The 15,636-nt window shown below is 55.8% G+C and carries 14 protein-coding genes; 6 read left to right on the forward strand and 8 right to left on the reverse strand.

Going from position 1 to position 15,636, the window contains the following annotated elements; genetic code table 11:
* Positions 1 to 7: 7 nt before the first annotated feature.
* Positions 8 to 730, forward strand: coding sequence for an ABC transporter ATP-binding protein (locus AC1DCP_RS24550; protein ID WP_476774736.1), 723 nt, complete (start codon positions 8 to 10; stop codon positions 728 to 730).
* Positions 731 to 767: 37 nt separating this feature from the next.
* Here the strand turns inward: AC1DCP_RS24550 and AC1DCP_RS24555 are convergent, their stop codons facing one another.
* Positions 768 to 1,196: a MarR family winged helix-turn-helix transcriptional regulator gene (locus tag AC1DCP_RS24555; protein WP_476764377.1), complete on the reverse strand. Its 429-nt coding sequence runs from the start codon at positions 1,194 to 1,196 to the stop codon at positions 768 to 770.
* Between the two features lie 63 nt (positions 1,197 to 1,259).
* On the opposite strand from AC1DCP_RS24555, the gene hmgA reads away from it, so the two are divergent.
* The 3 genes from hmgA to AC1DCP_RS24570 all read left to right on the forward strand — a co-directional run bounded on the left by hmgA (position 1,260) and on the right by AC1DCP_RS24570 (position 4,611).
* Positions 1,260 to 2,615 carry a homogentisate 1,2-dioxygenase gene (gene hmgA, locus AC1DCP_RS24560; protein ID WP_441360443.1) on the forward strand — a complete coding sequence of 452 codons (1,356 nt, stop codon included), beginning with the start codon at positions 1,260 to 1,262 and terminating at the stop codon, positions 2,613 to 2,615.
* A 5-nt stretch (positions 2,616 to 2,620) separates the two neighbouring features.
* Positions 2,621 to 3,928: a fumarylacetoacetase gene (fahA, locus tag AC1DCP_RS24565; protein ID WP_441360444.1), complete on the forward strand. Its 1,308-nt coding sequence runs from the start codon at positions 2,621 to 2,623 to the stop codon at positions 3,926 to 3,928.
* 71 nt (positions 3,929 to 3,999) lie between these two features.
* The gene (locus AC1DCP_RS24570) at positions 4,000 to 4,611 is read left to right on the forward strand and encodes an NAD(P)-dependent oxidoreductase (protein WP_441360445.1); all 612 of its coding nucleotides are present in this window, start codon (positions 4,000 to 4,002) and stop codon (positions 4,609 to 4,611) included.
* A gap of 203 nt (positions 4,612 to 4,814) precedes the next feature.
* On the opposite strand, the gene AC1DCP_RS24575 is transcribed toward AC1DCP_RS24570, so the two are convergent.
* From AC1DCP_RS24575 to AC1DCP_RS24605, 7 genes are all read right to left on the reverse strand, one after another.
* Positions 4,815 to 5,699, reverse strand: a complete 885-nt coding sequence (locus AC1DCP_RS24575) for an SMP-30/gluconolactonase/LRE family protein (RefSeq protein ID WP_441360446.1) — start codon at positions 5,697 to 5,699, stop codon at positions 4,815 to 4,817.
* Between the two features lie 30 nt (positions 5,700 to 5,729).
* Positions 5,730 to 6,383, reverse strand: a complete 654-nt coding sequence (locus AC1DCP_RS24580) for an EthD family reductase (RefSeq protein ID WP_441360447.1) — start codon at positions 6,381 to 6,383, stop codon at positions 5,730 to 5,732.
* Positions 6,384 to 6,487: 104 nt separating this feature from the next.
* A complete protein-coding gene (locus AC1DCP_RS24585) occupies positions 6,488 to 7,570 on the reverse strand; it encodes a substrate-binding domain-containing protein (RefSeq protein ID WP_441360448.1) in 1,083 nt (360 codons plus the stop codon).
* A gap of 112 nt (positions 7,571 to 7,682) precedes the next feature.
* Entirely contained in the window at positions 7,683 to 8,627 is a 945-nt protein-coding gene (locus AC1DCP_RS24590) for a cyclase family protein (protein WP_441360449.1), read from the reverse strand.
* Positions 8,628 to 8,673: 46 nt separating this feature from the next.
* Entirely contained in the window at positions 8,674 to 9,756 is a 1,083-nt protein-coding gene (locus AC1DCP_RS24595) for a substrate-binding domain-containing protein (RefSeq protein ID WP_476764376.1), read from the reverse strand.
* A gap of 155 nt (positions 9,757 to 9,911) precedes the next feature.
* Positions 9,912 to 10,907 (reverse strand): ABC transporter permease, encoded by a 996-nt coding sequence (locus AC1DCP_RS24600; protein ID WP_441360451.1) that lies wholly within the window; start codon positions 10,905 to 10,907, stop codon positions 9,912 to 9,914.
* Positions 10,904 to 13,384 carry an ATP-binding cassette domain-containing protein gene (locus AC1DCP_RS24605; protein ID WP_441360452.1) on the reverse strand — a complete coding sequence of 827 codons (2,481 nt, stop codon included), beginning with the start codon at positions 13,382 to 13,384 and terminating at the stop codon, positions 10,904 to 10,906. The genes AC1DCP_RS24600 and AC1DCP_RS24605 overlap by 4 nt, the downstream gene beginning before the upstream one ends.
* 652 nt (positions 13,385 to 14,036) lie before the next feature.
* Here AC1DCP_RS24605 and AC1DCP_RS24610 point away from each other — a divergent pair.
* Positions 14,037 to 14,786: an SDR family NAD(P)-dependent oxidoreductase gene (locus AC1DCP_RS24610; protein WP_441360453.1), complete on the forward strand. Its 750-nt coding sequence runs from the start codon at positions 14,037 to 14,039 to the stop codon at positions 14,784 to 14,786.
* 176 nt (positions 14,787 to 14,962) lie between these two features.
* On the forward strand, positions 14,963 to 15,607 hold the full coding sequence (locus AC1DCP_RS24615) for an EthD domain-containing protein (protein ID WP_441360454.1): 645 nt from the start codon (positions 14,963 to 14,965) through the stop codon (positions 15,605 to 15,607).
* Positions 15,608 to 15,636: the final 29 nt, after the last annotated feature.

Here is a 15,636-nt window from a genome sequence, read left to right on the forward strand (position 1 = left end):
ACCTGCGATGCTGGAGCTCAAAGACGTTACCCTGGCCTATGGTCCAATTACCGCAGTTCGCGGCGCATCGATTAAGGTCGAGTCGGGCGAGGTCGTCGCGATTGTCGGAGGAAACGGAGCAGGAAAGAGTACGCTCCTCAAGGGAATTGCTGGCCTTATGCCGGCCGAGGCGGGCGCGATCCATTTCGATGGCGCAGACATCACGCGCGTCCAGCCTCACATTCGTGTGGCGCGCGGCCTGGCGCTGTCGCCGGAAGGTCGTCAGGTGTTTTCTGATCAGTCAGTCTACGATAACCTGACGCTTGGCGCCTATTTCCGTAATCTCTCCAAAAATGATCTCGAAGCGGAAATCGAAGAACAGTTCAAACTCTTTCCCCGACTGCGCGAGCGCAAGGGGCAGCTTGCCGAGACGCTTTCCGGCGGTGAACAACAGATGTTGGCCATCGCGCGCGCACTAATGAGCAAACCGAAGTTGCTGCTGCTGGACGAACCTTCACTCGGTCTCGCGCCGAAGATCATCCAGGAAATTTTCGCCATCATCGTGTCACTGCGAAAAGCCGGCATCACAATCCTTCTGGTCGAGCAGATGGCCAACATGGCACTGGCCATCGCCGACAGAGCCTATGTCCTCGAAACAGGTAGAGTGACGATGTCAGGTTCGGGGCAGCAGCTTCTTCACGATCCGAAGGTTCGTGCCGCCTATCTCGGGGTGACGCACGATGCAGCGTGAACACGACTGCGCTGCGTCAGTCGCCTACTTGGCATGACTATTCTCCTTCAAGAGCAGCTTCCAGTTTCGTCAGCAAGAGCAAGATCCGGTCGGCGTCAGTTCCGGTAGCGTCGAGTATCCGCTTTTCGAATGCGATGGCTCGTGGCACCACATCGTCATAGACGCGGCGGCCCGCGACGGTCAGGGACAGTACCTCCTCTCGTCGGTCCTCCTCGCGGGATCGGCGACTGAGCCAACGACGGTCTTCAAGAGCCCTGACTGCGCGGCTGACCTTGGTCTTGTGCATGGCCGAATGTGCACCGATTGCACTGGCGCCCATCTCATGGAACTGGCCGAGTGTAGCAAGGACACGCCACTCGGGGATCGTTAGGTCGTGGTAAGGCCCATAGACCGCCCGGAATTCTGTCGAAACCCGAGAGGCGAGCCTGTTGAGACGGTATGGAAGGAAATTTTCAAGTCTAAGCATTGCCATCGTTGATAGTTACAAAAAGGACAGTTACGTTTGTAACTAGATTTAGGAGGAACAATCATGAATGTCCAGAATCCTGTATTCCAAGCCACAGAAAAGTTAAGCGTTATCGCCGCAAACGATGGATACATGTCCGGTTTCGGCAATGGCTTCGAAACCGAGGCACTTGCAGGCGCTTTGCCTATTGGCCGAAACTCGCCCCAGAAATGCGCGTACGGCCTGTATGCCGAGCAATTGAGCGGTTCCCCCTTTACGGCACCCCGCACTACCAATGAACGGTCTTGGCTCTATCGCATTCGTCCGACAGTCGCCAACTGGGGCAGGTTCGAAAAGGTCGATATCGGCTTGTGGCGCACGGCCCCCGCACACGAAGTCGACGTTCCGATTGCGCCCATGCGCTGGGATCCGATCCCCATGCCTGAGGAGCAGCTCAGCTTCATCGAAGGTATCCGGACAATCACGACCGCCGGGGACGCCGGCAGCCAAGCTGGCATGGGCTCTCACGTATATCTTGCGACACGCTCAATGGTCGACGAATACTTTTATAACGCCGACGGCGAGATGCTGATCGTTCCAGAGTTCGGCGGCCTGCGGCTGTGGACAGAGTTCGGCATCATAGATGCGCAGCCGGGCGAGATCGCACTTATTCCTCGTGGGGTTAAGTTCCGGGCCGAACTGATCAGTGGTCCGGCGCGCGGTTATATCTGCGAAAACTATGGTGGTGCTTTCAGCCTCCCTGAACGTGGGCCGATCGGTGCGAATTGTCTGGCCAACCCACGCGACTTCCTGACGCCCGTTGCCGCGTACGAGGACAAGGACGCGGCGTCGAAAATGTTCGTCAAATGGTGCGGCAATCTCTGGGTGACCGACATTGACCATTCTCCGCTGGACGTTGTCGCCTGGCACGGCAACTATGCGCCCTACAAATATGACCTTCGCCGATACTCCCCAATCGGCCCGCTTCTTTACGACCACGCGGACCCTTCGATATTCACAGTCCTGACGTCGCCATCGGAGACACCAGGGACAGCGAATATCGACTTCGTCATCTTCCCCGACCGCTGGCTGGTAGCCGAAAACACGTTCCGACCGCCATGGTACCACATGAATGTGATGAGCGAATTCATGGGTCTGATTTACGGCGTCTATGACGCAAAGACAGGTGGTGGTTTTGTCCCCGGTGGCATTTCATTGCATAACACCATGCTCCCACACGGTCCGGACATGGATGCATTCGAGAAGGCTAGCAATGCCGAACTGAAGCCCCACAAGCTTGAGGGTACATTGGCATTCATGTTTGAGACACGCTTCCCACAAAAAGTGACCTCCTTTGCAGCCGAGACGCCCTCGCTTCAGAGCGACTACGGCTCCTACGGCAAGCGCCTCACCAAGCATTTTGATCCCACAAAGCGTTGAGTATCATGAATAAGATTGATCAGACACATGACCCGAAGCTCAAGAGCTGGGTTGAAAGTGCAAATATCGGATCCGATTTCCCGATCCAAAACCTGCCGATCGGCATTTTCAGCTATGAAGGGGCAGAGCCTCGGGGAGGGATCAGGATAGGTGACAAAGTCCTGGACATCTTCGTCGGATTTGCTGCCGGCCTTTTTTCAGGTTCAGCTGCAGAAGCAGCAGAAGCGGCGTCCGGAAAAACGCTGAATGAGTTCCTCAAACTGGGCGAGAGCGCGCGGCGCGCTTTGCGCCTACGTTTGTCCGAAATTCTTTCGACGGGGGCTGTAGAGAAGGATCGCGTCGAGAGATGTCTTCACCACGTCTCAGCAGTCACGATGCATGTCCCTGCGCAGATTGGCGACTACACGGATTTCTATGTTGGGATTCATCACGCGACAAATGTCGGAAAGCTCCTTCGTCCGGAAAACCCGCTGCTTCCCAACTACAAGCACGTTCCGATCGGGTATCACGGCCGCGCATCCTCCATCCGAGCATCCGGCGTGCCGACCCGACGGCCAATGGGGCAACTCAAGGCTCCAGACGCTGACATGCCCCGTCACGCTCCCACGGAGCGGCTTGACTACGAGCTGGAACTCGGCGTCTGGATCGGTCCCGGCAATGATCAGGGCGAGTCTATATCAATTGGCGATGCCAGCTCGAGTATCGCGGGTTTTTGTCTCTTAAATGATTGGTCTGCGCGAGACATTCAGGCTTGGGAGTATCAGCCACTCGGACCGTTTCTCTCAAAAAGCTTCGGTAGCACGATCTCGCCGTGGATAATCACGCCGGAAGCGCTGGCTCCGTTTCGCATCGCACAGCCCAAGCGCCCGGATGGCGACCCTGCGCCGCTTCCTTATCTCACTGATGAGATGGATCAGTCGGAGGGCGCTTTTGACATCGAGCTAGAAGTACTTCTCCTTACACCCGGTCTGCGGGAAAAGGGTCTGCCTGCGCACCGCCTATCAATTTCCAACACACGGCACATGTATTGGACCGTGGCGCAAATGATTGCGCATCACACAGTCAACGGCTGCAACCTACGGTCCGGGGACTTTCTGGGGTCGGGAACAATATCCGGGCCAGATCGTAGCGGTTTTGGGAGCATTTTCGAAACCACCGAAGGAGGCAAGCATCCGATTGAGCTCGCTTCAGGAGAAACCCGGAGATTTCTGGAGGATGGTGACGAGGTGATCTTGCAAGCGCGTGGTCGAAGGGACGGCTACGCTACCATTGGCTTTGGCGAATGCCGCTCCCAAATCGTGCCGGCTCGATAACGCCCGACTGATCGAGGTCGGTCCTCACAGAGCATGCAAGTGCGCAATGCAATGACATCGAAGGAAAGCACATGGCGAAGGTTGCGCTGATTGGAGCGTCGGGCAGGGTCGGATCAGCCATCCTAAAAGAGCTGGTCAGCCGCGGACACAGGGTGACTGCTGTTGCGCGCAAACCGGATGCTATACGCGACGAACAAGGCGTCACAAAAAGGAGGGGCGATATCTTCGAGCCTGGCGAACTTGCGAACATCCTCCAGGATCACGATGCGGTCATCAGCTCGGTCAAATTTGTCGGGAGTGAACCTTCTCAACTGGTTGACGCCGTTAGAAAATCTGGCGTCAGCCGCTACCTGGTGGTGGGTGGTGCGGGCAGCCTTGAGGTCGCGCCCGGTCAAAAACTCAGCGAAACCTTATCATTCCCCGATGCCTTCAAGGCCGAAGCTGCCAGAGGAGGGGAATTCCTGGACTATCTTCGAACTGTCACAGATCTAGACTGGACCTTTCTATCGCCGTCTGCACTATTTAGTCAGGGTGAGCGCACAGGCAAATTCCGTTTGGGTATGGACGAACTCCTGACGACTGATGGAAAGAGCGCAATCTCGTTCGAAGACTACTCGGTTGCGTTGGTGGATGAACTGGAAAAGCCACGACATGTGAAGCAGCGCTTCACCGTAGGTTATTAACGCAGGGCCGCGCTGGCCGCTTAAGATGATTTGCTGAGATTCTAATATTTCTACTGACTGACGAGATTACGGGCCGCAAAGCAGGGGTTTGCCCACCATAATCCTGTGATAGCTCTGGGGTTACGATCTTGAGGTAACCGCCACAAACCTTTGCGGATAAAGTCCGCAAAGGTTGTCGGCACGGTGAGGCTTTATATTTCAGATCAGAGCGATAGGCGTGGCCGATGCAATGCCAAGCCGGAACACGGCATTTCGACGAGTTCCACGGCCGAGTGCTCGACCTCAGTTACGATAGCGGTCGACGTATTGCCAATAAAGGCGATATTGGTCGTGCGCGATCCGTTCGTCTTGATGACGTCAACGAGCTTCCCGGTCAAGTCGAGGACCGAGATGCCGCCCTGACCATAGATCGTACAATAAAGCCTTCCATCAGCGCCGAACGCCATACCGTCCGGCCCAGCCCATTCCGGGAAATCGCCGGTCTGGTAGACGTTACCAAACGGACGTCGGATCGGATCAACCTCGCTTAGATCATAGCGATAGACGTTTCCGGTTAGCGTCTCGTTGACGAACAGAAAACCATCGGCATTAAATGCCAGACCATTGGCGAATTTCATGCCGGCATCAATCTCTCTGAGCACAGTTCCTGCCACCGGATCAATTTCAAAAATACAACCCTCGTAGTCGAAGCTCCGGTAAGCTGGGTCAATGGAAATGCCGGTGATATACGTGGTGTCGAGTATCCCGGAATCCGTCAGATAAAGCAGACCGTTCGGTCCAAATCGCAGGTCGTTTGCCCACAAGAACCGCTTCGTCGGATGTTTGATCTCCCGAACGATCGTTCCGTCCACATCGTAGCAGATTACGGCACCATGCCTGGCCTCGGCCACCCATAACCTGTCGTTGCCATCAATCGTCATTCCGTTTGGTCGACCACCAACCTCTATGGTTGGCACGATCCCATCGGCGTAGCTGACACGCGACACGCAGGCACGTCCTGCGGCCATTTCGACGGCCCAGAAGCTGCCATCCGATTTCACCACCGGACCTTCGCCTTCGATGATGCCCGTTGCGATTACCTTGTTCATTGTTTCGCTCCTCCTCCTAATTCGAACAGATCACTGTTGTGGCAAGACAACGACTTCCTCGACCTCGAACCCGGCCACGACGCCGATTTGACTGCTCTCCTTGACCAAGGCAGCGGCAGCTTGAGCATCGCTCTTATTTTCAACCCAGACCTCCATAACCAGATCGACAACCTGCTCCCCTGCAGAAATTGTATGGTCCACCACAACGTCTCGAGCGATGATCGGGTTAATTCGAAATTTCCAGCTGGCGTCAGCTTCGCCCATCACGGACCCAATGCGCCCAGCAAGTTCTTGCACGTCGCTCTGGTTGCAATGCAGAAGATAAAGCAGCTTGATCGGTAAGGTGGCAGGCCCAAAGGTGTTGAAATCGCCGGCCTCCTGTATCAGCAGCGTGACGTCGCTGAGAAAACCACGCAAGTCGATGATGCAGGCTTGCTGCTCTTGGGAAGCCATGGAGATTTTCATTGCCTCGATATCATCGAAGTAAAGCTGCGAGATTCCGTCGACGCGGTGGAGCCCGGACCCGCTGTTTGAGGGTAGCCGTTCATGAACGTGGTTTTGCGAATATGCCCGAAGCCCATCTATCTTCACGACGAGTGGCGCGTGGACGTTTCGCCAGTGCTCCGTGAAGGTTCCGAAATCGATGCCATCGCGATTGCGTATCAGGCCACTGCGGATGATCATTGTTCTTCCCTTTTTGTAATTTTTTTTGCAGCCACACGAGCGTGTAACTCGCGGACATTGGGGCGCCGAATGGCCGCGGCCTTCCGGCGCCAGGGGCAATACGGCTACTTGATCGCCTTCATCAGCGCTTCCTGTGATAGAAGCGAAGTAAAGTCGGCGTCCGGGGGCGCATTGCCATCGCATTTCGGATCTTGCGACTTGAAGCTGTCGACATAAGTCAGGGGCACTAGTCTGGTGGTTTCATCAAGCTTCGTGCCCTCGAATGCTGCAAGGCCTTGCCGCAGTGCGAAACGGACGATCGTGATCGTGCTGTCGAGCGACATGTAGTCCCAGCCATTGCCCGCTGCCTTGTCGGCCAGATACTTGCAGTTAATGTCGTTCTGGCTGGCAAGAACGGTCTGTGCAGGAACTTTTAGGCCGACTTGCTGGAAGGCCTTGATACCCGCAAGCGAAATGACGCCGTAGTCTGACATCACAACATCGATCTGCGGATATTTGGCGATCAGGCCCGCGACGACTTTTTGCGCGTCCGCCGGGTTCCAGTTTGTCACCACATAGTTCTCGTCGAGGAGACGAAGGTCTGGATAATCCGTGATGCCTTCACGAATTCCGTCCATGATTGCCTGAGACGTTGCAGCGCCTGGAAATCCACCAAGGAACACGACGTTTCCTTTCTTGATATTCTTCCCGGCCCAGCGCACCATCTCCTTGCCCACCTCAGTCATTTCCTGGTGCGGGTTCGCCGTGTAATCGACGCCGGGTGTACCTGTCAGCTTAGCGTTATAAGGAACAACAACCACGCCGGCCTGCAGTGCGGCGCGATACGCGGGAAGTGCGGCATCGCCAAAATCGGCAAAGGTTATAATGATATCATACCCCTGCGCAACGAAGCTGTTGATATCACTACTGTATTTCTGTGCATCACCGCCAGCGTCGGAATAGGCCGTTCGCTCAATGTTCGGGCACTTGGCCGCCTCGTCCTTTACTTCGGCGATGGCGATTTTGCGCCACGTATTTCCGCCGTATCCGTCGACCATTGCGACACTGGCCGGCTTATCGCCGCAGATCGTGGCAATGTCTGCGCCCTTACCGAGTTTGCCGAAATCCGCAGACAGCGCCGGTATCGACAGCCCAACGGATGCCACTGCAGTCACCAGGGTAATATTTAACATATTGAATTTTGACATTGTTCATTCCTCCCGTGCGACGTTTGGAAAAGCGCATCGGACGTCGCATCCAATGCTAAATCACCCCGACCCGACATCCTCCCGATGTCAGTGTTGAGTAGGTCAATGGCTCCTATCGGATGGCCAGCACATTCCCCGGGGAGCCGACACCAGCCAGTTTGTTCAAAGGCGCAGCCGTGACCATGAAGTCGTACCGTCGATCGAGCGCGCATGCGCGCGCAAGGGCCTCTACGTCCCACATCTCGCCGAGCGCGAAGCCCAGCAAAGGGATCAGGCGAAAATGAAGATATTTGTCGACCTCGAGTTCATGTGGCCAAGCTTCGACGGCTGGGCAATCGGACGTCACGGCCGAAAAGTGGCTGTTCCAGAGATATTCCGCCATATCTTCGCCGCCGGCTAGGCCAGGTGTCTTAGGCGTGCCTTCCGCCATTTCCACACGGATTGCCCGATCCGCTTGCTCGTACCAGCCAATCCAGCCAGTTCTCACGACAAGGATATCGCCGACCTCGTACTGAATGCCCGCCCATTTTCGGGTCGCCTCAAGCTCGGCGACTGTAAAGTCCCGCCGCTGGCTGCAATCGACGGGACGCCCCTGCTCTGCCAGGAATGTCGCTACGTCAAGGAGGACGCCTCGACCGACAATGCCCTTGCGGGCGTAGTGATGGATGCCGTTATGGGCGCCGCCTGCAACAGAAAGCTGCTCGCGGGTACGGCCATTATAGGAGCCGTATTGAGGATGCTCGATATGAGAAAGAGCATCCCATTGCGTCGAGGCCTGGGTCGAAAAGTTATCGTAGGAATCGTCGAAGCCGACTTCAATCGGAAACGGGTGATGCTTTAGGGCATGGCGCCCAAAAAGCGGAGGATCTGGCATTTCCAGGTGCCAATTTAGAGAAAAGGTTTCGAAGCTCTTGATTGCGTCTTTAGCTCGGCGAACCTGCTCCTCTCCCAAGAGGTTCAGCGAACCGAGTTGATCCTCGTCGCCCCAAAGTCCCCAAGCGGAACGTGGGGGTTTAGACGGGTCGATCGGGAGTTGATGATATTTTGGCAGCGTCATTTTCAATGCCTGTCGTGTGTTGCTCAGTCATCCGTACGTGGGTCGTTCAGTGCTTGAAAAGCTCGAGCAGCTTTTCGCGCGGCAGCGACGATCCGAGATCGGCATCCGGGGGCGCGTTCTTGTCGCAAAGCGGATCAAGGCCAGCTTCTGTGTCGGAAAAGGTGTAGGCGACAGCAGCGCGTGGCTCGTTGTTTTCCGTGCCCTGGAATTTCGCAAGCGCTGCTCTTAGGGCAAACCGGATGTCTGCGGTGTTGCCACTCACGGCAAACTGCTTCCAGGCCTTGCCGATTTTTTTCTGGTCAATAAATTTGCAGCTGTATTCGTTGTTGGTCCCAGGATACGCCATCGCTGGTACCGCAAGGCCGGCTTGCTCGAACGCCTTGACAGCCGCCAAGCTGATCTGGCCGTAGTCCGCACCGATGGCATCGATCTTGGGATAGCGCGCGATGAGCCCAGTTACTGCGCGTTGCGCGTCAGCGGGATTCCAGTTCGTGACGATGAAGTTTTCATCCAGCAACTGTATGCTGGGATAGTTCTTCAACGCTTCTTTGTAGCCTTCGAAATAGGCAGTCGAGGATGCCGCACCTGGAATGCCGCCGAGGAATATAGTGTTGCCTTCCTTAACTGTTTTCCCCACCCAGTCCCCGAACATTTTACCTTCGGTAAAGGCATCTTCGTAGGTGTTGACCGAATAATCCACGCCGATCTCACCGCCGAGATTGTTGAAGTAAGGAGCCATGATGACCCCGGCGCTGGTCGCTTCGCGATAAGCCGGAATGGCGGCGTCGCCGAAGTCGGTGAAGGCGATGATGATATCGAATCCCTGGGCGGTGTAGGCGTTGATCGCCGAGTTATAGGCTTGCGCGTCGCCGCCGGCATCCGTGTACTGAATATCGGTAATGTTGTTACATTTCGAGGCCTCATCCCGAAGTTCGGCAAGAGCGGTCTTCCGCCACGTGTCGCCTCCCTGGCCATCGATAAGGGCCACCCGCGTCGGCTTTGTACCGCACATCTTGGTAATGTCAGCGTGTTGGTTGGTGTAGACGAAATCCCCGCTGTGCGCGGTTGCCGCAAGAGCACAGAACGCTGTGGCGGAGGCCATCATGGCCCCCAGAATTCGCTTAGGCATGTATTCCTCCCTTTTTGGCGATGATCTGATGGACCATGCCTCTTCAAATGTTTCTCTTGACCTGGCATCGATGACGAACCAGCAGATAAGCCGCAGCAGGCCCGGCAATGTCCCGGTGGTCAGCGCAAACGGATCTTAGACTTGGTGGTCGTCACTCACGCCCGGCGCAGCAGGCCAGGAACGTGTCGAATGGTGACTGCCAGAATGATGGCGAAAGCCTGAACCAGTAGCTGGACGGCGGTCCCCGCCCCGAGCGCCAAGACCATCTGCCCCAGTTGCACCATGAAAAGTGCCGCTACGCCACTTGCGATGACACTCCCTCGTCCGCCTGTGAACGGCGTCCCGCCGACAACGACAGCAGCGATTGCTGGAAGCAGGTAATCATTGCCGGCAGTCTGTGAAGCAGAGCCAATAAAGCCCGTGAACAGCATGCCCGCTACCGCGAAACACACCGCTGCGATGCCATAGGTTGCTACTTGGTAGCGAAGGATCGGAATTCCGGCTGCGGAAGCGGCGGCGGGGTTGGCACCGACAGCGACGAACCGTCTCCCAAATGTGCTCCGCTTTGTGGCAAAGCTGATAAAGGCGATAAAAAGCAGGGCCAGAACCAGGGTCATAGGGATACCGAGCACCGTCTGGTGCGAGAAAGCCGCCAATTCCTGCGGGGCCGCCATCGGGCTGCCTCCAGATAGTGTTCGGATCGCACCGAGCAGGATAGCATTCGTCGCCAGCGTGACGACGATTGGTGTGATGTTGACCCGCGACACTAAGATACCGTTCAACACGCCGAAGAGATAGGCAAGAACCAACGTAATCGGCGCAGCGATCAGCAAAGATCCGGTTATGAAGCCCAGCTTGGCAAGTAGGAGCCCGGAAATTGTCATCATTCCGGCAAGCGACATATCAAGACCGCGTTGCTGGATGACGATAGTCTGGCCCGCCGCTACGATCGCGAGGATGCCGGCGAAAGGCAGCATTGAATAGATAGACGCCGCTCGAACCGTTCCTGGAGCCAGAATGGCGCTTGCGATGAAGATTGCGACAGCGCCAATCCAAATCCATGCAAACTCATGCTTCACCGACTCGCTGACTTTCGTACTGACGCGCTCAAAAGACGTCATGGTCGTTTTTTCCATTGTTGTACTGTTCATGTCGCAACGACCTTCTGTCTGCTCTTCGAGAAAAGTGCGACCGACGCGAGGATGAGGCCGCCCAGCAGGTAGGACTGCCAAGCCTGATCGAGGCTGAGAAACGAGGTCACTGCGTTTATCTGGGTGATAAACACTGCTCCAAGGAACGCCCCAACGAAAGATCCACGACCGCCGAAGAGGCTCGCCCCGCCAATCACCACCGCCGCGATCGAGGACAGCGTGTAGCCGAGGCCAGAGCGAGGGTCACCAATTCCGACCTGTTGCATCATCGTGATGGCCGCGATGCCTGCAAACACAGAGCATCCTACATAGGCAAGAAGGCGCATCTTCCGGGGATTTACACCGGCTACGCGGGCCGCTTCTGGTCGAGATCCAAGGCCGCGGAGGGAAACACCAACGGAATACCGGTAAAGAAAAAACTCCAACAGGAACGCCAGTCCAATTGCTGCCAGGAATGTCACGGGGACAAAACCGACGCGGGTTGAGAGAGTGGAAAGAACCGCTCCGTCAATCATACCTCCGGGCACCGGTCGAAGCAGGAGGGCGACGGCTTGCACGGCCATGAAAGTGGCAAGGGTCGCAATCATGGGATGGAGCTTCAGAGGCTCAACCAGCACCCAGTTTATGATACCCACCAAGACCGCCACGGCAATTACCAGCACCCAACCAGTCAACTGCATTTCAAATGGCATACCCTTGATGAGGAAGAAGGAAGCCACGACTTGTGAAAGCCCCATCAATGGCCCGACCGACAGATCTATGCCACCGACGAGCATCAGCAGTTGCTGTCCATAAGCGACGAGGGCAAGCGTGGCAATCAACGTCATCATGCCAGCCAGACTTCTGGGTGAAACGTAGAACGGGTTCCAAAAGGCTGCAGCCGTGCCCAGTATTAGGATCGCAGCTGCGACCATCACCAGAGGCGCCGCATCGCCCGCAGCCCATTTCCAGAACGCACCTGTTTGCCGATGAACCTTGTCTCGTTGACTGGTCGATTTTAGAACAGCCGAAGTAATATTGTCTTCGCCGACCTTGTCTCCGCTAAGCATCTCAACGACCTGACCGCGCGAGAAGATTGCGACGCGATCGCTCAACCCAGCCACTTCCTGAGCATCAGAAGAAACGACGATAATGGCGACGCCTTTAGCGGCTGTATCGCGCAGGACCTTGTAGATCTCTGCGCGCGCGCCGACATCGACGCCCTGGGTAGGTTCGTCGACGAGAAGCACGGACGGATTTGATGCGAGCACGCTGGCCAGCACAACTTTCTGCTGATTGCCTCCTGACAATGATCGAATTGGTGTCTCAATGCTCGGTGTCTTGACGGAAAACCGATGGACAGCTTCACGAGCACGCCGTTCTTCCGAGCCAAGGTTGACGATCCCGCCGCCTAGAGTGTCGGCAGCAGGGCTTCGAGCAGAAAAATTCTCGCGTACCGTGAGATCAGGAAAAATGCCTTCTCGGTGTCGATCGCCAGGCAGGTACGAAATCCCGGCCCTCATGGCGTCCTTCGTCGAGGTGATATCGACTGTCTTGCCCGATATCGAGAGCACACCATGACCTGTGGTCAACCCCGCCAGGGCACGCATGAACTCCCGTTGGCCGTTGGCATCGATGCCAGCCAAGCCCAGGATCTCGCCACGCCGTACATTCAACGAGACATTAGAGAAGCCATGACCTGAAAAGTTTTGAACGTCGAAAATCGGCTCTCCGATACGCAATCCCGCCTTTTCAGGGAAGGCCCGGTCGAGAGACGTCCCAACAATCAGGGAAACGATCTTGTCTTCCGAAAGCGTCTTTGCATCAAACGTGCCTTGGCCTTCGCCATCGCGCAGAACGGTTACGCGATCAGCAATTGCCTGCACTTCGCGGATGCGGTGGGAAATATAAATAACTGCTGCGCCGCGTGCTGTTACTTCTCTAATCCGGCCAAACAGGCGGCTGACATCTTCGGCGGCCAAATGCTCTGTCGGCTCGTCCAAAACCAGCACGTTCGGTTCGCAGGCCAGCGCTTTGACAATCTCGACAATGAAGCGGTGCTCGGGATTGAGAGTTGCGACATGGTCGCGCACGTCTATCGTGACGTCGCTGCTCCAGTGTCGCAAAAGCTGGCTGGCCCATCGCACAGTGGACGATAAAGGAGGGCGTTTCGATGCAGGCAGGCCAAGGTACAGGTTCTCTGCGACCGTAAGGTCCGGCATCAGCGAAGGTTCCTGGCGAACGATTGCCAGCCCAAGATCGCGCGCGAGCTGAGGATTGCCTCGCACTTCTTCTCCCGCAATCTTGACGATGCCGGCTTCGGCAACAAGCGCCCCGGACGCAACGCTCATCAGTGTCGATTTACCGGCGCCGTTCTCGCCGACAAGACCGTGGACTTCACCTGGTTTGACGTCGAATGTAATCTCGTGCAGGGCCCGAACGCCGGGGAAAACTTTGCAAACCCCATCCATCTCAAGAAGATTGTCAGTTAACGACATGACGACCGCCCTCCGCTGCATCCGCGTCCGGGTCGACCTCGAGAAAATTTTGATGATCATGTGCGCACGCACAAATATCCGCAGTCCTAGGCACGCGGTCTCCTCCCAAATTTAATAGCGATAAATATCGCCTTCCTCCAGCGGCAGCGCACTCCCATACGCTTTCCTGAGAGCAATATCACGCCCTTTGCCACCCAAGGATATTCTGTGATAACGAAGCCATTTGTCAATGTAATATTTTTAGCTCCTCGTCGACAGCCTCCTTCCAGGTCGCGAAAAGTCGCAGAGGCCGGTTGGCGGGACGTTAGAAACGACAACCTGGAAGAGATTTTGATGCCGAAGGTCTCTCTCTGCTGAGAATTGGAGTAGCGTGTAATATGAACCCGTTAGGGGGTTCATTCACTATCTCACGTAGAAGCCTTGGCTGATGTAATTTACGTCAGTCCGCAAAGCATTCTGATTTCATATCCCTTTTTAGAACACGCAAAAACTTGAAACGATTTTCAAACATCGGCGTCGCGATCAAGACCGGTGCCAGAACCCGGCTCTTGTCGAGACTTCAAAAAATGCTGTATAGAAAATTTGCTATCACCGAATCTATTCGTTACATAGCAACAACGCCAACATGGCGGACATGAGGGAGGAGAAACTCGTGCTACTTGAGAATCGGATTGTTTTCATCACCGGTGCTGGACAAGGCAATGGAGCGGCAATCGCTCACGGCCTTGCTGCCCAAGGTGCTCGGATTATTGCGACTGACATCAACGGCGACGCTGCTGCAAATACTGCTGCAGAGATCAAAGATCGCGGTGGCGACGCCTGGTCATGGGCGCTGGACGTTGTTGACGCCGACGGATGTGTCGCGCTTGCCCGCGAGGTCGCAGAATCGATCGGCCAGGTTTCAGTGCTCATAAACAATGCCGGGATCTGCCCGCGCAATACGATCGACAGCCCCGACGTCCGCACCTCGTGGGACGCTGCAATGAAAGTTAATCTCGACGGCACCTTGAATGTCACGCTCGCTTTTCTTGAACACCTTCGCGCCACGAAGGGGTCCATCATTAACATGGCGTCGATCGCATCCTTTGTCTCGACTGCCACTTCGGTCAGCTATTCGACGTCCAAAGCAGCCGTGCGCATGTTCACGCAGAACTTGGCACAGGAACTGGCCAAGGACGGAGTGCGCGTGAACGCAATTGCTCCTGGAACGTTTAACACTCCGATGACCAGCGCAACGCGGAATGATCCCCAGCGAGCGGCGAAATTCCTCGCACGTATTCCGATGGGGCGGTTTGGTGAGCCTGACGAATTGGTCGGCCCAACGCTTTTCTTGGCATCTGATATGTCGACTTACGTGACGGGCACGACACTTGTTGTCGACGGCGGTTATCTGGCGGTCTGATTGCTGATTTCCTATGGCAATTTCTAGATGAGCACAGTGGAACCTTTCACGATTGCTGGCGGGCTTTGGTCGTTGCCTCAGGCAGGCGACTGCTCATCTCACGGCCGCGAGCTAATCGTGAGCAAATAGAACTCGATTTTCCTCGCCCATAGAATAAACGATTTGGAGGCTTGTTCGTGTTGAAGCGCATGACACTTTTGGCAAAGAGGGAGGACCTCGGAATAGAGACCTTCCGTACGCATTGGGCAGGAAATCATGCCCAGTTGGCTCTATCGCTCCCCGGGGTCTGCAAGTACGATCAGAACCGCGTTGATGAGGAACTGCTCAGCATCCCCCCAACCGGTGCGTTCAGTGCCCAAGGTATTGTCGAACTTTATTTCACCGACGATGGGGCCATGAAATTAGCGCAGGCATCAGAAACGGGGGCGGTCAAGATTCCCGAAGATGAACTTCTGTTTCTGAAGGGCTGGTCTCTCAATCTTGTCGAAACCGAGGGGCCGCATGACGGTGACGGAACCAAGGTTATGATCCCTCTCGTTTTCCAAGACGGCGTTGATGTGCATAGCGCGAGCGACGCGCTTCGCCTTGCTGGCCGGGAATCTGGAGCGACAGAGGTTTCGTTGAACCACGTGACAGCCAGCCATGCCCGTCCGCGTCTTTGGTCGGAACCGGTGTCTCCTGACATCATTGTCGTTCTTTGGTTCGGAACGACGGGGCAAGCCCGCGATGCCTTTGCGCCGGGTTCAACTATAAATGCTGCAATTGCTAAATTCGCGAGCCTCGCGTCCGTTTATCTATGCGACACTCTGAAACTGAAATGAGCATTCGGGCTGCTCGATCCGATTTACGT

It is taken from the genome of Agrobacterium sp. 10T429 (assembly GCF_056393925.1).